The organism is Pseudoalteromonas sp. S4741, from assembly GCF_005886135.1.
Lineage (GTDB): Bacteria > Pseudomonadota > Gammaproteobacteria > Enterobacterales > Alteromonadaceae > Pseudoalteromonas > Pseudoalteromonas tetraodonis.
Genome location: NZ_PNCN01000105.1, coordinates 1 through 17,769, shown reverse-complemented (window position 1 = coordinate 17,769; position 17,769 = coordinate 1). Strand labels below are relative to the sequence as shown.

Sequence of the window (17,769 nt, the reverse complement as noted above, 5' to 3'; positions counted from 1 at the left end):
CTCCCTCTCCACCATTACTGATTACAAGCCACTTAATTGTGGTTTTTTGTGCCTAAATTTTAATAGCCTCTATTAATTTGCACTTTTTATAACGCAGTCGCAAGCGTATGCTAATAAATTAAACAAATTGTATGGTGTCACAACTTAGTGCATTATAAATGGTACTTTAAACCAGCTTAGGTTTAACCATGGCGAAGCTAATATTACTACTGTATTGTTTGGGTGCCTGTGCTGTTAGCATGGCAAATGAAGTGACGGTTTATAAATGCACCATTAAAGGTGTGCCTACTTTTAGTCAAACTCCTTGCGCTGAAGACGCTCAAGTGATCACGCTTAGAAACGTCAACATCATGCAAACAAATACGCCACAATCTGAGAACACACCAGTTGCCGATACTTCTGTTGACGATTATCTAGCGGTGCAACAAATAGAGCGTGATATTGTGCAGCTTGAGCTTAAGATTAAACAATACCAACAAGAATACGCACAAAAAAAACAGCAAATCGATTACATGACCCAAGATAAAGCAAATCGCTTAGGGGCCAGCTCAATTGCGAATGCCATTGCCACTGAAACGGCGGCACTTAAGCAGCGATTTGACCCACAAATCAAGCAAGCACAACAACAAATAGAAGCACTCACTCAAAAAAAACAGCAGCTTAGTCAGCAACCTTAAGTATGTGCTTCACAACATCAATAAATGTTTGTATCTCTGACTTTGTATTATATATGTGAGGTGAAACACGGATGCCGAGTTTACGCACATCAACACTTATTTTTGCAGCCTCTAATGCCGTTAATACACTTTGCTGATGCTCAGAAAACTGCAAAATAGCGGTGCCACTACATTGCTCTTTAGCGCTAGGTGACATTAAAAAAGCGCCCAATTGCTGCTGAATTAACTCAAGTAACATCAAGTTGTGCGATCTCACTTGTTCAACGCCAAATTCAACAATATATTCAATACTATGAGCGGCAATAATATAAGGAAGTACCGAGGGCGTACCGCCCCAAAACCTTAGTGTTTTAGCGTTATATTGAAAATGCGCAATATCAAACTCGAATGGGTTTTGATGTGAAAACCAGCCAACATCTTTTGGTTCACATTGTGTTATTTGCTTTGGATTTACCCATAAATAAGCAGCTCCTGGCCCTCCGCATAGCCACTTCACACTTGAACCAATCATAAAGTCAGCATTTAACGCCGTTAGGTCTATAGGAATAACCCCTGCCGATTGCGCCACATCAATTATTGAGAGTGTATTCGTGACTTTACTCAGCGCCACAATATCGTTTATGGGAGCTTGTACACCCGTATTAGAATAAACATGGCTGACAAACACACCATCAATCTCTGGAGTTAAATATCGCTGCCATACCTGTCTATCACTCAAGTCTTCATGCTCAGGGATGTAGCGTATTTTTGCACATTCAGGCAATGCTTTTTGCATTACAAACCCCATACTGGGAAAGTCAGCCTGCGCCATTAATACCGTACACTGTGGTTTATTAAATACGGGGTGTGACATAACCAATTTAGTTAAACCACTGGATAAATTAACCTGAGGACAAAATTGCTCACTAGGCGCATTAAACAACTGCCCTAATGCCTCAGTAAATCTTTCAATGGCGGGTAACCACTGTTGCCATGGCTCTTTTACACTTTCTTGCCAAGGAGTAAAAAAATGTTCAGTGGCATTTTCTAAGCTCGTTTTTAATGGGCGGCCAACAGAGTGGCTTAGTAAATAACAACCCTGTGGCATACAAAAATCATTTTTAGCCATATTAATTAATCCACTGTTTTAGCGTGTTTAAATCATCAAAGCGCGTATTTATGTCGTCACGCTTTGCCGCGGCACGCCTATCTCTTAACTTAGCTAATGAATCAAGCAGTACCGGTAGAGGAGGTCCACTGGCAGTGACTTTACTCATATGCTGTTGTTGCATGTGCTGTGATGGCTGAGCAATAAACTTTTCCACCAACTGATTATGATGACCGATAGCGGTGTCGCCATGTAATTTACACACTTGAATAAATAGTTTGCCGTGCTTTTGAAACCACTTTGTATTTTTATATTGTTCGGCCTCTAAAAAATCATCCATTAGGCTTTGCATACGCATGGCTTCACGAAGTATTTGTTGATCCTCTGGCATCATATATAAAAATTTATCCACCAGCATTTGCGAGTAACTCGGCTCATTGGCACTGCAAAGCCCTAGCAGCATATCAATAACATTAATACCGGCAAAGTCTCCCGCATTTGCACCACGGTAAACCTCTTTACCTACCCTGTAAGGCTTGTAATATGGGCGTACACAATTAAAAAAACGTTCGGTGTCTAGCTGAGTGTATAAGGCGTTATTCGACGCTATTACATCCATTAATGCCGTTTTAACCACCTCAAGTAGTTCAGCCGTGACAGGGTGTGAAATGCCTAATGGCAGTATTTTTAATAAAGCATCACTCGCACGTTTATACGCTAAAATACCTTGGGTGTTGTAATCTAAAAAAAGGGCTTCATCATCAAGATTTGTAAACCGTTTATAGGTGCCATTAATGGCTTTATTATGCGTAGTTAGATGCGCAGTAGCAAAACGAGGGGTTACTCCAATAGAAGCACCAATATGCATAGCAAGCGCCGATGCTTCAACTAATGGTGAGGTTGTTTCTCTGCTCGGCTCTGTGATCTCATGCCTGCGACAAGCGGCCATGAACAAGCCCACATTACCAAGTAAATCAAATGCGCTATCAAATCCTTCGTCGGTATTACCTTCGGCTAATAAGTCGCTGATCAACGCATTACCTTGCTCCTTTAGTGCCAGCTTTAAGCTATCACCAACCCCCTCAACATTAGCCTTATCTGCTTGCTGCCAATACAACTCCTCTAATTGAGAGTTTAGGGCAACAAACTCAGACCTAATCCAATTATCAAATTTAGCTGTGTAAGAACTCATGACTACATCCTGTTATTATTACTTTTTAATGCTAACAAAAACCTCTGAGGGTAAAACGCCAAAAAAAATAGTAAAAATACCTTTTGTTAGTAATAATCACTACCAACATTAAAATAATTAATAAAATCCCATAGTCATGTTAGATAAAAAAGATCAGCAGTTACTGGTTGCCTTACAATCGCATGCCCGCATGTCGGTTTCTGAATTAGCCAATACCATTAACCTATCAGACACCCCTACTCTTAGGCGTATCAAAAAGCTTGAGCAGGAACATGTAATTACGGGCTATCACGCTGCAATTAACCCTAAGTCGCTCAACCTTAATGTGCTGGTTTATGCTTTCGTGCGACTAAGTCAAAACTCGGTGAGTGCGGCACAGCAATTTGAGCTGCATGTAGAAAAACTTCCCCATGTACTTGAGTGCTCTGTGACCTCAGGTAGCCACGATTATTTACTGAAAATTATTTCTCAGGATTTAGAAAGCTATGAGCAGTTTGTAAAGCACCAGCTGGGGAACTTAAGCTGCATCGCCAATATAGAGTCAACGGTAGTACTCAAACAATCATTTAGTAAAAAGCAGCTACCACTTTAAAAATAATACTATTTACTGTCGATTCGCTATACTAAAATATCATTATAAAAATAATATTTAACAAGGATGCATGTGAAGATTTTTGGTTCAACATCCAATTCTTTTGTTTTTTACATATCGTTTGCGGTTGCTTACTTTATAACTGGTAATTTATTAACTAATTTTGCCTTTCAATCACAAGTCATCCCTATCTGGCTCCCTGCAGGTATTGCCCTAGTTGGCTGTTTTATCTGGTGGTGGCGCTTTATCCCTGCATTATTTATTGCCTCTGTCTCCTTTAATTTAAGTACCAGTGATAACGTTATCTCTGATCAAGTTTTAATTGGCAATACATTAGAGCAGGTGTTACTAATCGGCTTTGGCGCTGTGCTGCAAGGGATGATTGGCGCAGCTATTTTAAAATACTGGCTAGGTCATCCGCTGTTCTTAAAGAAACGCCAATCAATAATATATTTTATTTTTATCGTTGGTATTGTTGTTAGCCTAATATCGGCCAATATTGGCGTCTATGCTTTAAGTCAGTTTAACCCTGCTCACAGCATTGATAATCATTGGAGAAATGTTACTTTTTGGTGGCTTGGTGATTCTCTAGGCGTGCTGATCGCAACCCCCTTTTTATTAGCGTTATTACAACCTAAATTTAAACGCCATGATGTTACCCCATTACCTACTATCGCAGTATGCTCGGTATTATTCATCTCAGTAGCCTTAACCACTAAGCTATATAACCAAGAGACGTATTCAAATTCAATACAAATTGCCAAGCGCGAAACATCTATTATTGAAAACAGTTTGCTGAGCAATTTAAACCTCAGCCAAATAACCGTACAAAGCCTTGCAAGCCAAATACAATCAACGCCAACTTTAAGCAGGCAAGAGTTTAATAGCTACAGCGCCCAACTATTGGCTGAGCATTCATTTATTAAAGCATTTTCATGGAATCGTAAAATTGATCCCGCTCAGGTCAGTGACTTTAACAAACAGCTTAATGAAATTTATAACGCATACAACTTTGATCCAAGCATTAAAGGGGCACCATTATCAAACAATGACCCATTGGTAGTTATTACCTATATTGCCCCTTTTACAGAAAACCAATCAGCGATAGGTTTTAATCTTAATTCTCGAAAAGATCGCCGTGAAACTTTGCTCGACCCACGTATCAAAATTCGCCCGATAGGGACTAAAATAATTCAATTAGTTCAAACACAGCAACCTGAACCCGCGTATTTATTATTTGCTCCCGTGTATCAACAAAATAATGAGGTTGCCTCAATTAAAGGTTACGCAACAGGTGTATTTTTAGTAAAAAACATACTTGCTCAGTCGCTTACGCAAGCACAAAATAAAATGTTTAATATCGCTATTTATGAAGCCAATGCTATCAATCCGTTTTATTCAAATGCCGAAAATATTCCAACCAAAAGCAATAAGCTTACAACTATCAAAATTGATTTTGCAGGGCAAACATGGTTCGTTGATTTAACCATTAAAGATGAATTTCTACCGCATCAAACTAATAACATGACACTCTTTTTGCTTATTTTACAGGTCATTGTAAGCTCACTCATTTTACTGATATTACTGCTGTTTAATAACCAGCACCTTGCACTCTCACGCTTGGTAGCAGAGCGTACACGCTCGCTGGTTAAGGCTAAAAAACAATCTGATTTAGCAAATCAAGCTAAAAGCCGATTTTTAGCAAATATGAGTCATGAAATTCGCACTCCGCTTAATGCCGTGATTGGCTTTTCCACTCTAGCTAAAAATGAAGATAGTCCTGAAATTCTTTCTGATTATTTAAATAGAATTAATTTAGCGTCTAAATCATTGTTAAGTTTAATAAATGATGTACTCGATATCTCTAAAATTGAATCACAAAAGCTCACCTTAGAAGTCGCTCCTTTTGATTTGAATGCGCTTCTTGCTCGGATCAGTAGTATGTTCGAGCAAAGCGCAGAACAAAAAGGCATTCTCTGGAAAGTTGATAACCAATTACCAACCGACATTTGGTTTGAAGGTGATGTTATGCGAATTGAGCAAATTTTATTAAACCTATGTAGTAACGCCATTAAGTTTACCTATGAAGGTGAAGTAAGTATTAGCGCATACAGCAAGGAGATCACCAATAGACGTCGTCAAATTACCTTGACTATTAAGGACTCGGGCATCGGTATTGCGCTATCAGAGCAAAGTAAGTTATTTGATGCGTTCACCCAAGCTGATAGCTCAACATCACGTAAATTTGGTGGGACAGGGCTTGGTTTAGCAATCGCAAAAGAACTTAGCTTATTAATGTCTGGAGATATCAGCGTACAAAGCGAACCAGGTAAGGGCTCTACTTTTACTCTGTCTGTCGAGTTAAATACATGTGCAGCGCAACAAGTAACGGCAAAGCACATACACCAGCATATTGATTTAAGTAAACTAAAAATACTGGTTGCAGAAGATAACAGCGTCAATCAATTAGTCATAAAAGCAATGCTTAGCTCTTTAGGGATTACACCAACACTAGTGGAAAATGGCGAATTAGCAGTAGAACAAGTTAAAGTAAATGACTTCGATTTAGTATTAATGGATTGCCAGATGCCGATTATGGACGGTTACCAAGCCACCGCCTTGATACGTCAAATTAAAAGTACTGAGCAATTACCAATTATTGCCTTAACTGCTGATGTAATGCCTGAAGATAAAGCCAATGCCTTAGCAATTGGTTTTAACGAACATCTTGCAAAACCTCTCGAACTCGATAAGCTCATACAGTGCCTATCTCAATATATTGCGCCAGATAAACCATAAAGATTTATCGAAAATAGAAAACCAAATATGGCTGTCGCACTATTACCAAAATTAATCAGCAACCCACTTAAAAAATAGTAGGCAAAGCATTATGAGCCACTTTTCACATCAATGGTTTAATAGCATCAACCAAATTGACGCAACACAATGGCATTATTTTTTTGGTAATGACCCTTTTACTCAACACGCTTTTTTATATGCCCTTGAGCAAAGCCAATGTGTAAGCGCAAAAACAGGTTGGCAGCCTCACCACTTAGCCGTTTATGAAGACGATAAACTAGTTGCCCTTGCCCCTGGCTACTTAAAAGCGCACTCCTACGGTGAATATGTATTTGACTGGGCATGGGCTGAAGCTTATGAAAAAAATGGCTTAGATTATTACCCTAAATGGCTGTGCTGTATTCCCTTTAGTCCGATTGAGGGTCAAAGAATACGTATTATGCACAGCAATCCAAAGTTAGTGTATGAGTATATAACAGAGCAACTTAATACCCACTGCGCAAAACAAGCCTGGTCAGGCTGGCATGTAAACTTTTGCGATAAAGCACAAGCCTCACAGCTAAATGATGCAGGCGCCATGCTGAGAACCGGGGTACAGTTTCAGTGGTTTAATAATAGCTTTAAAGATTTTGACGATTTTTTAAAAACCTTTAATGCCCGTAAGCGCAAAGCAGTAAAAAAAGAACGCGCTAAAATATCACAGCAAAATATCACCATTGAATGGCTGCAAGGTGAGCAAATCACCACAACAGTGATGCAGCTTTTTTGTGAGTTTTATCAACGTACTTATTTAAAACGTTCAGGCCATTTAGGCTACTTAAACAACGATTTTTTTAGCTTGCTACACGCCTTAATGGCTGAAAAATTGCTCATTATGCTAGCCAAAAAAGACCATAAAGTGATTGCCGCCACATTAAGTTTAATTGGTGACAATACCCTTTATGGGCGTTATTGGGGAGCAAGCGAAGAGGTTGATTCTCTTCACTTTGAGCTGTGTTACTACCAAGGAATTGAATATGCGATTAAGCATAATATTCACTGTTTTAATGCCGGTGCTCAGGGTGAGCATAAAATAGCACGCGGCTTTCAACCCATCACTACTTATTCTGCTCATCATATTATTCACCCCGATTTTAATCATGCTATTGCAGATTACTTAAAACGCGAACGCCAACATATCGATATTTATAAACAACAATGCAGCATTTTATTGCCGTTTAAAAATGAGTAACTGATTATTTGCAGGCATCGCAGTATCGCTAAGTAACTTAAGCCCAAATTGCACTGCAAGTTGCTCAACCGCTTCGAAATCACGAATACCACTAAGCGGATCGCGACTTTGCAATAAACTATTAAATTCATCATTACTGGGGCTGGTAAACTCCCCTTTATATTTGAAAGGGCCATATACACACACCACCCCTTGCTGGTTTAAGTGCTGATTTACTCCAGCAAAAAAACGCGTAATTAACTCCCAGCTCACTATGTGAAAAGTGTTAGCAGTATATATCGCATCCACTTTATTTACTGGCCAAGGATCGTTTAAATCAAGCAATAAAGGCGGATGCAAGTTTGCCAGTTGCACCTCATCATGCCATAACTTTATTCCTTGATGATTAACCTCTCGATCACTGGTATACCATTGTAAATGTGGCAATTTTTTGGCAAAGAAAACGCTATGCTGACCCGTCCCCGAGCCTATCTCAAGTACTGATGCTGCATTTTGCAATGCAGGCTGCAAAGCCTTAAGTATATGATTTTTATTATTTTCGCAGGCTTGTGAAAATGGTTTGGTCATACTGATGCACCTAAATTGCAAATGAATGCACAATAGTAAAACAAATTTCAACTATTCTGTCGTGAGTAAATTGACCAAAATAATAAAATAACTTTAATTTCAATACGTTAAATTATATTTACCGAGCTGGTACGCTATATGCTTTTATTAAATTACTCACTTAATGAGTACTAAACGACAAAAGGATAACATTATGTATATTTCACCCTATACCGCCGTAGACGCTGTAATGGCAATTACCGATAAAAGCTTAGATAAAACGAGTCATGAAACAGATTGTAGAGCAACGGTTATCGACTTACTTTCTCATGTAAAACACACTCAAAAGGCACAAAACAAACATGAAACAGACCAAATATTTATTCTTGGCTACAATTAAAGTTCTGTTTAGCCTTATAACTGGCTGTTTATATAAATACATTATTTAAGTCGACTTAAAATCCGTTTAAGTCGACTTTTTAGTTTTAATCCCACTTGTTAACTTGCCTTGACGCCCCCTACTTTTTAGCTATACCGTTGTAAATAGCAATAACAGCACCATATCTTTTTTTATAGCGTAGTTTAATGTCATATATTCTCTTTTTTAGGAGTACTAATGAGTAACTTTAGAACAGAATCAGATAGCATGGGCACACTCGACGTACCCGTTAACGCACTTTATAAAGCACAAACCCAACGCGCCATTAATAACTTTACGATTAGCAACCTCACCATGCCACAGCAATTTATTATTGCTTTAGCGTATATAAAACAAGCCGCAGCATTAACCAATTTAAAGCTTGGCCATTTAGATAAAACAAAAGCAAATGCAATCGAGCATGCCTGCCAAGAAATTATTGATGGTCAGCATTATGAGCATTTCCCCGTTGATATTTTTCAAACGGGATCAGGTACCAGCTCAAATATGAATGCCAACGAAGTTATTGCAAGTTTGGCTTCAAAACATGCTAATCAACCTATTCACCCTAACGACGATGTGAATATGGGACAAAGCTCGAATGATGTTATTCCCACTGCAATCGCCTTAAGCAGTGCTATCAGTGTTGATAAAAAATTACTGCCAGCACTAGCAAACTTAGCCGACGCCTTAGAGCAGAAAAAAGCAGACATCGGTCATATAGTTAAAACTGGGCGCACTCATTTAATGGATGCAATGCCAGTGACCTTTGAGCAAACACTCAGCGCATGGCAATCGCAGGTAAAGCACGCAGCCAGCGGTATTGAGCATGCACTAATACGTGTTTGTGAACTGGCTCAGGGGGGAACAGCGGTCGGCACAGGTATTAATGCCGACCCACAATTTGCCGCTCTAATTGCCAAACAGCTAAGTGAAAAAGTAGGGATTAACTTTATCCCCAGTGATAACTTTTTTTATAATATTGGATCGCAAGATGCCATTGTGGCTTTATCAGGGCAGCTGAAAGTCTATGCCGTTGCGCAAATGAAAATAGCCAACGATCTACGTTGGATGAATTCAGGGCCGCTTGCGGGACTTGGTGAAATAGAGCTTGAAGCATTGCAGCCTGGTTCATCCATTATGCCTGGCAAAGTGAACCCGGTGATCCCTGAAGCCGCTGCAATGGCTAGTGCGCAAGTAATCGGTAACGACGCCACAATTACCGTAGCAGGCCAAGCTGGCAACTTTGAGCTTAACGTAATGCTACCCGTGATTGCTTATAATATCCTGCAAAGTACAGAGATACTTGCTAACAGTGCGCAAGCACTAGCGGATAAAGCCATAACTAGCTTTAAAGTTAATCAAGCACAGATTGATAAAGCGCTGACTAAAAATCCTATTTTAGTTACTGCACTCAACCCAGTTATTGGCTATGAAAAAGCAGCAAAAATTGCCAAACAAGCTTACCAGCAAGCAAAGCCAATTATTGATATCGCCGAGCAAGAGACAGACCTATCTCGCTCAGAATTAGAGGCATTACTCAATCCAGCTAAATTAACCCAAGGTGGGTTAATGTAAAAACGCCATTAATGGCGCTTTAATATATTGATAGTAGAGTTTTTATTGCCGTAATAAATGCACCGTGTATGATAGTGATGAATAATTCATCACTATCAGGAACGATTATGCGTACTCCATTACTCGCTCTACTACTACCGCTTTGCTTAACAGCTTGCTTAGAAACCACCTCAAATGAAACTGAGCAAACTAAAACCAATGCGGTAAAAAACACGTCTACGCCGATACCACAACAAAAACTACCACAAGCGAATAGAGAAAATAAAATAGCACAGCAACTACCGGTTGATGCTGCAAAGGAAGTGTCGCTTGATGATATTAAAACAGCAAAAAATAAATTAAATAACCTCATAGCAGATAAACAATGTTCAACTAGTTCACAGTGTAAAGTCAGTGCTGTTGGTAGCCGTGCCTGTGGTGGACCAAGTGATTACATTGTGTACTCTACACAAAGCGCACCCCAAGAGCAGGTTTCAGCCCTAAGCGATACTATCACTCAATTAGAAAGTACCTATAATGTGCAAAAAGGCATGATGAGTATTTGCCAACATTTAACTGCGCCAAGCACTCAGTGTGTTGAAAATAAATGTGTTAAACTTGAAGGCTCTGCGGTAAGTGTATTTTAAGGATTAGATTATGAGTTGTTTGTCATCCGTAATTAAGCTATCAGCTACCTGTGTTGTTATGACTATGCTGCTTAGCGGTTGCAGTAGTGCACTAACATCAAGCAAAGCTCAAAACGCGAGTGAATCTGTTTTAAATACCCAACTTAATGAGCTTGCAAGTAATAAAAGCTGTACAGCCAGCTATCAATGTTAGGTGTTGGATCGCGTGTCTGTGGGGGGCCGAGTAAGTATGTTGTGTACTCAACATTAAATCACTCTTAAGAACAAGCAGAGCAATTAGCGCAAAAAATCACTGAGCAAGAACAACTAGATAATGCAATGCTTGAGTTCAAAGACTGTTCACCAGTGTTAGAAGTCCACTCTTTATGTATTGATAATCAATGTAAAACCGTTAACTACCAGTAGCAGTTCGTTTCGGTGTTAATCTAATAGTGGTATTAACACCGAAATAACCACCACCATGAAAATACACACACCTGCCTTAAAAATGTATTCCAGTGGCATTTTTTTCTCTACCCAGTAAGCATATATAAAACGCACGAAGTAGCTTGCCGCCGTGCCAAATAAAGCAAACATGAGTAAGTAGGCAATCAATAAGATATTCACAGCGGCACTTTTTTAGAAAATAATAGCCCCAGTGTAAGTATTTTACATAAAGAAGGCAAAAGGGTTACTTAGTCTTTTTTGTATGCTCAATAAGTAACTCTGCTACCTGTTGCTTTACCGCTCTTTTATCATCTACTGCCACTTCAAACCGGCTAGCCAATTGCGCTATTTCGTCATCATTTAAATTAAACGATAGTCGTTGCCGTGTTTTTTTAGACTTTACATCAAGACCTAAAATTTTACGGATCATATCTGAGGGAGTGAGCTCTTGATCGATAGCTTGTTTTTTTATCGACTTTTGTACCTCACTACTCAAATCAAATGCCATTTGCGTGGCGCGCACAGCTTGCTCTTGGCGCAACCACTTGTCTTTAGCATCACTCACTGAGCATCTCCAGGAAACAAATCAACAATATCGCTAATTGGGCGAGTTAACGTCAGTGAGACTTCTGTTTCACCTCCCTCCCAAATCTCTATATTAACGCTATGCCCTTCATCAGGAGAGGCTAAGCAAATCATTTCGCATGGTTCACCACCTTCTTGCTCATAGCGAGGCAGCGTTTGGCCACGAAAGTCTTTATTATGAAAATAACAAACATAAGGCGATTCACTTTGCTGATAGCTTTTCGCTAAAAATTGCATAAAACGCTCAGGGGTATTTTGTACCGTGATATGTGTTAATGACTCTTCATCAAAAATACGCGCAAATTCATCAAGACCAAAGATCTCTTCAACTTCATCACGCTGAATTTTTATAGAGAAGTTTGCCCACTGTTCACCATCATTTTGCTCTATTTGTAAAAACACCACTTGGCCAGTGTTAGTTTCAAGTACAAATTCAGTATCACTGCTGTGTTGGTACTGATACGTTTGCACATCAATAACGCGCAACGTTTGACCTTTAAGCCATGAAGGATAAGCAAACGAATCAATGACAGTAAACATGTCGCCTTTTTTAAGGTCACTCGCATGATTAAGCTGACGTTCTGGCTTTTTTTTAGATTTGAAAAAATTAAACATATAAGGTGCCTCTGTAAGCAAAAAAGGTAACGGAGCGAAACTCGGTTACCTTTTTGATATGGTTCTAAATGTTAACTATTTTGCTTCGCTTTAATGCGCGCTAAAATATCAGCACTTTTTGGATTCGTATCACCAATACCTGCTTCAGCCATTTTAGCTTTTAAATCGTCGCCATTAACATCTGCTTCTAGAGACTTTGCAGCACCTAATTGATCAGTACGGTCTTGCTGGCGTTGCTTAATACGCTCAAGCGACTGACGCGCCGACGTCATTGACGAATTATTAGTATTAAGCGTGCTATTTACAGCCATTGTCGCTTGTTGAACGCTTTCTGTGGTTTTAACCATAGTAAGCTGACGCTGGTTTTCTTTAATTGATTTTTCAGCATCTTTAACTTGCTGCTTCAAGGTCACTATGTGATTAGTAAAGCCCGCTAATACTTGCTCGTGTTCGGCTTTCTCAGCTTCAAAGTCACCAATTTTTTCTGCAATTTCTAATGCTAATGCTTCATTCCCTTTTTCAAGGGCTTGACCTGCATACGCTTCGTGCTCAGCAATTGATGCATCTACTGCGCTAATTTTACGCTTAGTTTGCATCTCTTTAGCCATTACTTCTGTCAGGCTTTTTTTAGCACGATTCAGTGCATTTTGTGCATCGGCAATTTCTTGTTCAAAAATACGAATACCATTGGCATCAACAATTGCTTCGCCTGCTTCACGTGCGCCGCCACGTACTGCTGTAAATAATTTTTTTAAAATACTCATAATCTTAACTCCACTAACTAGCTACTAATCGTTTAAATATAAGGTCACGGCTTCTAGTGCATCTATAGCGTTATCAGCTAATGTCACTAGTTCGTGGGTAACATCATCTAGAGATGAATTTACCGACAGTGCACCAAAAATCGCGTATTTATTATCGATCTTAGCAAATGCACTCAGTGGAATTGGCACGTTTAAACGCAGTAATGTTTCGTTTAACTCGTTGCGTAATTCACTTTTTACTTCATCTTCGTCAAACAAGTAGCTAATACATAGTAATTGCTCTTGTGTTTGAGTAACAAAAATTGGAAGCTCGTCATTTCCATCAACAATGACTTGTAAAACATCTTGCTCACCTGGATTGGCAATCAAGAAAGACTCAAAGTTAGCACCCTCGGTTTCAAAAGACGCTAATTTTATTGAAAGTTCATTTAATTCCATGTCTCTGCCTTTTCGTCATATGACATATTATGTCTGAGTTAAGATTCGCATGGTTGACATATTATGTCAACCATGTTTTATTAATTTTTATACAATTCACTTTCTATTTGCCAAGCTGCTCGGTAATAATCATATAAGCGACCAGAACCTAACCTATTGACTTCAATATCGTTCACTTGTTCAAAATAGTTATTAGGAAATGCAAAACTCGCTAATAAATATTTTTTACTAATCCACCGAGATGGCACTGGCATATCAGTTATATTGCTAATACGGGCACTAGGTGATTGCCCCATTTTAGTCGCAATAGTCCATCCCCATTGACCAAACGAAGGAATGTTTTGCTGATATTGCTCTACATAATCAAAACCTGCGGCTTTCACCGTTTTAGCAATACTTAAAAATGCCTTTTTCGCATGATAAGGCGATGTTGACTGTACCGCCATAGCACCATCAGGCGCTAATAATTGGCGTACATGATTATAAAAGTAATCGCTGTACATCTTATTAAGATCAGGGTGATTAGGGTCTGGCAAATCAATTAAAATAGTATCGAACTGCTTTGACTGATCCAGTAACTTTTCGACTTCTAAAAATGCATCGCCCACAATAATATTTGCTCGCGGGTCATGCATCGATTCATTATTGAGTGCTACCAACCGCTGCTTAATCTCTTCTGGCGGTGTGAATTTATCGTCTTCATGGCCAAATAAATTCAGTAGCTGGCCATCTAAATCAATTAGTGTGACTTCTTTGACTGGCCACTTTAATACATCACGCATGGCTAATCCGTCACCGCCACCAATAATCAAAACACGGTCATGACGATTAGATGCGAGCATTGCAGGATAAACAAGCATTGAGTGATATATTTGCTCATCTACACTAGAGAACTGCAAACGACCATTTAAATATAGATCAGTAATTGGCTGAGGCTGATTTTTACTTAAACGCTCTGTTAGCACCACATGTTGATACTTAGTCGCCTGAGAGTAAATAACTTTATCTTTGTATAGTACGTTACTTAGGTTATCCATCCAGCTACTACCAAACTGCAAAATAAAAGCGAATAACACCAGCAGTAATATATGGCAAACCAATAGCAACTTAGCAAAGCGTACATAGCTATGGTAACGCCATAAAAAGGCAAGTCCGGCAATAATATTAAATAGCGCTGTCCAAGCGGCGGCTTGCATTATTGGCATCGCGAGCATAATACTCACCCAAATTGCCGCGCCAATACCAGCGCCAATATAGTCAGCCCCATATATAGTGCCGGCGTTATTTTCTAAAAAACGTCCATAAACATGCTGGCGAATACGCGCAATAAGCGGTATTTCCATACCAATAAATAGCCCTAATATTAAGCCAAATACATAAGGTAAAAAGCGAGACCACTCTTGCAGCTTTTGAAACACGTAACCATTAAGAATAACGTCAGGTGGAATATTAAAAATACTTGATAATAAATGAGGGAGAGAATAACTCACGGCAATAATGCTGGCAATGGCTAATATACAGCCCATACCTATGAGCGCAATAATACTCTCTAGCCAAGCAAATGCGGTGAAGGCATCTTTAAACCAACGCGCTAAAAATGCACCCATCCCCATAGCTACAATCATAGTGCCTATCATGGCGTAAATTGCACTCTCAACTGAGCCGAGTACTCGGCCAGCGTAATGAGAAAGTAAGTATTCATAAATAAGGCCGCATCCTGCGAGTACGGCCATAACAGTGATCAGTAAAATATCATGCCCAAGTAATTTAAATTTACTTGGGGAAGCTTGAGTTGATGACACGTGATTATGCACCCAGTAGTATGGCCATAGTGATCCCGACAGCAAATGACACAGCTGCAGAAATAGCGGCAACACCCACATTCTTTTGACGATTCACTTCATCTGAAATATTACAGCCAGCAAGAATGATTTTAATCATCAGTAAGTGCAGTAAAATGAAAGCAACCAAACAAACAACGGCGCTTAGCGCCCAGTAAAGTAAACTCGCATTAATATTGTCAGCAGCATAAGGAGCAATGCCTGTTGCAGCAGTAATGGCTAATGCACTACCAATTAAAAAGCCTGCATAACGAACACCTACTGCTAAATTACCATCAATAATAGCCTGTTGTAGGCAGTCGCCACTTTTGTTGGTACGCTTAAATAGCTGCACGCGATATTGGCTTACTAAAAGTAACACCACACTACCAATGACAAACGCAGCAATAACAATAGGAATGCCATGCCAACCTTCAGTAGCAACCCACAATAGTGCAGAGCGGATAACCACTGCAACACTTACTACATGGCCAAAATCAATAATTGACGCAGTAACGTTACCTTTAACTATTTCGTTATGTAAGCTCACTTTACGCAGCGCCACTTTATCTTGAAAAAAGTGACCCAGCTTTATAAGCAGAATTGCTAATGCACCATAGCCAAGCATTAACAGAGCTTCTTTTTGTAACGTAGCAGCAAACGCACCACTACTAACGCCCGTTAACACAATCGCAAGTGCGACTAAACCAGCGGCAAAGCTTATTCCAAATGCAAAGTTATCGCGCTCAGTAATTTCGTCATTGGCGTGTAAATTAGATACCCAGCCTTTGATATATTTTAGGCTAACAAAAAGTAAAATGATGATTGCAAAGTCCACAGACAGTGCCTGCAAAGACCACATAGTTATTCCATTAAATTCATACATATTATTCTAACTCCAACGTTATTCTTTACTTACCACGACTTACGCCGCGCGAGGTTCTGCTACTGCTGTTACGAACCGATCCTGAATTATTGCTATAACTACTCGCTCTTGAGTAACTGCTGCGACTTTTAGGCGGCGTATAACTGCTGCGACTCAAACCTGATGCACCTGTTTTTTTACTCGCATAAGGACTAGTGAACTGCTTGCCTTGGCGTTGGTAAGATTGTCGTGTACGTGTTTCTAATGCACTTTGGGCTTTTATTTGTTTAGGGCTTGAGTAACGAGTACGACCATAGTCATTGTAGTAACTATACTTACGGCGTTTACTCCAACTTCCGTATTCAACTCGGTCAAAAACATCACCCAAAATACGGTACATGCCGTACCATTGCCAAAAGCTAATACCACTACTATTCGTTTGCCAATTACCATAGTTAGGATTACCTACCATTTGGTTACCGACCCCTTCGCCTTCAGCTTTTTGGCTTATAGCACCAACTCGTGCCAAAGAACCATTCGACATATCCGCAAGCATATTAATAGGATCGGTTAAGGCATCAGAAAATAACGTTGGCTTGGCGGCTTCACGCAATAAATCAATATTGTATAAAGTGTCTTCGTAAGGAGGAATTAAGTAATTACCCTTAATATCATCAAGGCGTTGGGTTAAGCCACTATAAAGGGCTCCCTGGCGTGTGGCATCAAGGCTAACTACATCAACAACCTTACTGAGTTCAGGTTGCTGTTGTTTAAGGATACGACTGTATTCTTTAAGAATAATCGCATTACGTATACTACCATTATCAAGTGCTTTACCAAGCTGACTAAGCTCGACATCGGCCTTTTTAATGGACTCTTGAATTGTTTGTTGTAGCTGTTCTTCTTTAGATTGACAACCAATCAGTGCTGTAAACAAACAAAACAGGCTGAGAAGTTTCCAAGCTTTTATATTCGACATTCATGTCACCTGATTTACTAAATTATCCTAGATAGTTTTACACAGGACAGTTATTAAACCAACAATGAAATTGCAACAAGATGATAATTTAGGGACTAGTTTAAAGTGCAAGGTGAATAACTGAGATCAGTAAAGAGTAGCAGGGCTGATAATAATACTTCAAAACTTATAGCGCATGGCTTAAACACTGACTTGTATTTGGAGTGGGTATACTACTTCGTAGCGACAGCGCAGTAGCATGTCGTGGGGTCGGTTCTGGTCAATTCTCTTCCTTTAACCTAATACCTTTCACCTTTATGTTTCACTTTCCTGCAGACGTAAAAAAGCCCGACTATTGCTAGTCGGGCTTTCTCAATTTGGAGCCTGGTAATGTCGTGGTGCCCACAGCGGTAGAGAGCCACATAGCAAATGTATAGAGTCGGCATTAGGCGCTTATTATTTTCCTTTTACCTGATACCTTTTACCTTTCACCTGCGTTTTTACTTTCCTGCAGACGTAAAAAAGCCCGACTATTGCTAGTCGGGCTTTGTC

18 protein-coding genes and 1 pseudogene are annotated in these 17,769 nt (G+C 39.5%); 8 read left to right on the top strand and 11 right to left on the bottom strand.

Annotation, left to right across the window (positions count from 1 at the left end):
• Positions 1-188: 188 nt before the first annotated feature.
• The gene (locus tag CWC30_RS13980) at positions 189-677 is read left to right on the top strand and encodes an RNA-binding protein (RefSeq protein ID WP_069438751.1); all 489 of its coding nucleotides are present in this window, start codon (positions 189-191) and stop codon (positions 675-677) included.
• Here CWC30_RS13980 and CWC30_RS13975 read toward each other — a convergent pair.
• The gene (locus CWC30_RS13975) at positions 661-1,785 is read right to left on the bottom strand and encodes an aminotransferase class V-fold PLP-dependent enzyme (protein WP_138627394.1); all 1,125 of its coding nucleotides are present in this window, start codon (positions 1,783-1,785) and stop codon (positions 661-663) included. The two genes, CWC30_RS13980 and CWC30_RS13975, sit on opposite strands and share 17 nt — an antisense overlap.
• A 1-nt stretch (position 1,786) precedes the next feature.
• Positions 1,787-2,956, bottom strand: a complete 1,170-nt coding sequence (locus CWC30_RS13970; RefSeq protein ID WP_138627393.1) for a PrnB family protein — start codon at positions 2,954-2,956, stop codon at positions 1,787-1,789.
• A 136-nt stretch (positions 2,957-3,092) separates the two neighbouring features.
• Here CWC30_RS13970 and CWC30_RS13965 point away from each other — a divergent pair, with 136 nt between their 5' ends.
• The 3 genes from CWC30_RS13965 to CWC30_RS13955 all read left to right on the top strand — a co-directional run bounded on the left by CWC30_RS13965 (position 3,093) and on the right by CWC30_RS13955 (position 7,578).
• Positions 3,093-3,548: an Lrp/AsnC family transcriptional regulator gene (locus tag CWC30_RS13965; protein WP_138627392.1), complete on the top strand. Its 456-nt coding sequence runs from the start codon at positions 3,093-3,095 to the stop codon at positions 3,546-3,548.
• A 72-nt stretch (positions 3,549-3,620) separates the two neighbouring features.
• Positions 3,621-6,347 carry an ATP-binding protein gene (locus CWC30_RS13960; RefSeq protein WP_138627391.1) on the top strand — a complete coding sequence of 909 codons (2,727 nt, stop codon included), beginning with the start codon at positions 3,621-3,623 and terminating at the stop codon, positions 6,345-6,347.
• A gap of 91 nt (positions 6,348-6,438) precedes the next feature.
• Positions 6,439-7,578 carry a GNAT family N-acetyltransferase gene (locus CWC30_RS13955; RefSeq protein WP_036980779.1) on the top strand — a complete coding sequence of 380 codons (1,140 nt, stop codon included), beginning with the start codon at positions 6,439-6,441 and terminating at the stop codon, positions 7,576-7,578.
• On the opposite strand, the gene CWC30_RS13950 is transcribed toward CWC30_RS13955, so the two are convergent.
• Positions 7,555-8,145 (bottom strand): DUF938 domain-containing protein, encoded by a 591-nt coding sequence (locus tag CWC30_RS13950; protein WP_138627390.1) that lies wholly within the window; start codon positions 8,143-8,145, stop codon positions 7,555-7,557. The genes CWC30_RS13955 and CWC30_RS13950 overlap by 24 nt on opposite strands.
• Before the next feature lie 193 nt (positions 8,146-8,338).
• Here CWC30_RS13950 and CWC30_RS13945 point away from each other — a divergent pair, with 193 nt between their 5' ends.
• The 4 genes and pseudogenes from CWC30_RS13945 to CWC30_RS19155 all read left to right on the top strand — a co-directional run bounded on the left by CWC30_RS13945 (position 8,339) and on the right by CWC30_RS19155 (position 11,151).
• Positions 8,339-8,524, top strand: coding sequence for a hypothetical protein (locus CWC30_RS13945; protein ID WP_013463685.1), 186 nt, complete (start codon positions 8,339-8,341; stop codon positions 8,522-8,524).
• Between the two features lie 216 nt (positions 8,525-8,740).
• The gene (locus CWC30_RS13940; protein ID WP_138627389.1) at positions 8,741-10,120 is read left to right on the top strand and encodes a class II fumarate hydratase; all 1,380 of its coding nucleotides are present in this window, start codon (positions 8,741-8,743) and stop codon (positions 10,118-10,120) included.
• A gap of 107 nt (positions 10,121-10,227) precedes the next feature.
• The gene (locus tag CWC30_RS13935; RefSeq protein WP_171034724.1) at positions 10,228-10,746 is read left to right on the top strand and encodes a hypothetical protein; all 519 of its coding nucleotides are present in this window, start codon (positions 10,228-10,230) and stop codon (positions 10,744-10,746) included.
• Positions 10,747-10,756: 10 nt separating this feature from the next.
• Positions 10,757-11,151 (top strand): annotated as a pseudogene (locus tag CWC30_RS19155) (hypothetical protein).
• 15 nt (positions 11,152-11,166) lie between these two features.
• Here the strand turns inward: CWC30_RS19155 and CWC30_RS13925 are convergent.
• The 8 genes from CWC30_RS13925 to CWC30_RS13890 all read right to left on the bottom strand — a co-directional run bounded on the left by CWC30_RS13925 (position 11,167) and on the right by CWC30_RS13890 (position 17,238).
• On the bottom strand, positions 11,167-11,352 hold the full coding sequence (locus tag CWC30_RS13925; RefSeq protein ID WP_138627387.1) for a hypothetical protein: 186 nt from the start codon (positions 11,350-11,352) through the stop codon (positions 11,167-11,169).
• A gap of 64 nt (positions 11,353-11,416) precedes the next feature.
• Positions 11,417-11,737: a hypothetical protein gene (locus tag CWC30_RS13920; RefSeq protein ID WP_008113280.1), complete on the bottom strand. Its 321-nt coding sequence runs from the start codon at positions 11,735-11,737 to the stop codon at positions 11,417-11,419.
• Complete coding sequence (locus CWC30_RS13915; RefSeq protein WP_013463680.1) at positions 11,734-12,372, bottom strand: hypothetical protein; 639 nt, start codon at positions 12,370-12,372, stop codon at positions 11,734-11,736. The genes CWC30_RS13920 and CWC30_RS13915 overlap by 4 nt, the downstream gene beginning before the upstream one ends.
• 71 nt (positions 12,373-12,443) lie before the next feature.
• The gene (locus CWC30_RS13910; RefSeq protein ID WP_036980772.1) at positions 12,444-13,136 is read right to left on the bottom strand and encodes a PspA/IM30 family protein; all 693 of its coding nucleotides are present in this window, start codon (positions 13,134-13,136) and stop codon (positions 12,444-12,446) included.
• Between the two features lie 24 nt (positions 13,137-13,160).
• The gene (locus CWC30_RS13905) at positions 13,161-13,574 is read right to left on the bottom strand and encodes a YjfI family protein (protein WP_004335098.1); all 414 of its coding nucleotides are present in this window, start codon (positions 13,572-13,574) and stop codon (positions 13,161-13,163) included.
• Positions 13,575-13,654: 80 nt separating this feature from the next.
• Positions 13,655-15,376, bottom strand: a complete 1,722-nt coding sequence (locus CWC30_RS13900; protein ID WP_036980770.1) for a polyamine aminopropyltransferase — start codon at positions 15,374-15,376, stop codon at positions 13,655-13,657.
• Between the two features lie 4 nt (positions 15,377-15,380).
• Positions 15,381-16,280 carry a DUF350 domain-containing protein gene (locus CWC30_RS13895; protein WP_138627386.1) on the bottom strand — a complete coding sequence of 300 codons (900 nt, stop codon included), beginning with the start codon at positions 16,278-16,280 and terminating at the stop codon, positions 15,381-15,383.
• A 25-nt stretch (positions 16,281-16,305) separates the two neighbouring features.
• Positions 16,306-17,238 (bottom strand): hypothetical protein, encoded by a 933-nt coding sequence (locus tag CWC30_RS13890; RefSeq protein WP_069438740.1) that lies wholly within the window; start codon positions 17,236-17,238, stop codon positions 16,306-16,308.
• Between the last annotated feature and the right edge of the window lie 531 nt (positions 17,239-17,769).

What these genes read in the sequence shown, in the direction of transcription:
- CWC30_RS13965 (WP_138627392.1), top strand. Translation starts at nt 3,093, where the DNA reads ATGTTAGATAAAAAAGATCAGCAGTTACTGGTTGCCTTACAATCGCAT.
- CWC30_RS13895 (WP_138627386.1), bottom strand. Translation starts at nt 16,280, where the DNA reads ATGTATGAATTTAATGGAATAACTATGTGGTCTTTGCAGGCACTGTCT.
- CWC30_RS13970 (WP_138627393.1), bottom strand. Translation starts at nt 2,956, where the DNA reads ATGAGTTCTTACACAGCTAAATTTGATAATTGGATTAGGTCTGAGTTT.
- CWC30_RS13890 (WP_069438740.1), bottom strand. Translation starts at nt 17,238, where the DNA reads ATGTCGAATATAAAAGCTTGGAAACTTCTCAGCCTGTTTTGTTTGTTT.
- CWC30_RS13980 (WP_069438751.1), top strand. Translation starts at nt 189, where the DNA reads ATGGCGAAGCTAATATTACTACTGTATTGTTTGGGTGCCTGTGCTGTT.
- CWC30_RS13945 (WP_013463685.1), top strand. Translation starts at nt 8,339, where the DNA reads ATGTATATTTCACCCTATACCGCCGTAGACGCTGTAATGGCAATTACC.
- CWC30_RS13935 (WP_171034724.1), top strand. Translation starts at nt 10,228, where the DNA reads ATGCGTACTCCATTACTCGCTCTACTACTACCGCTTTGCTTAACAGCT.
- CWC30_RS13915 (WP_013463680.1), bottom strand. Translation starts at nt 12,372, where the DNA reads ATGTTTAATTTTTTCAAATCTAAAAAAAAGCCAGAACGTCAGCTTAAT.
- CWC30_RS13940 (WP_138627389.1), top strand. Translation starts at nt 8,741, where the DNA reads ATGAGTAACTTTAGAACAGAATCAGATAGCATGGGCACACTCGACGTA.
- CWC30_RS13950 (WP_138627390.1), bottom strand. Translation starts at nt 8,145, where the DNA reads ATGACCAAACCATTTTCACAAGCCTGCGAAAATAATAAAAATCATATA.
- CWC30_RS13910 (WP_036980772.1), bottom strand. Translation starts at nt 13,136, where the DNA reads ATGAGTATTTTAAAAAAATTATTTACAGCAGTACGTGGCGGCGCACGT.
- CWC30_RS13905 (WP_004335098.1), bottom strand. Translation starts at nt 13,574, where the DNA reads ATGGAATTAAATGAACTTTCAATAAAATTAGCGTCTTTTGAAACCGAG.
- CWC30_RS13955 (WP_036980779.1), top strand. Translation starts at nt 6,439, where the DNA reads ATGAGCCACTTTTCACATCAATGGTTTAATAGCATCAACCAAATTGAC.
- CWC30_RS13975 (WP_138627394.1), bottom strand. Translation starts at nt 1,785, where the DNA reads ATGGCTAAAAATGATTTTTGTATGCCACAGGGTTGTTATTTACTAAGC.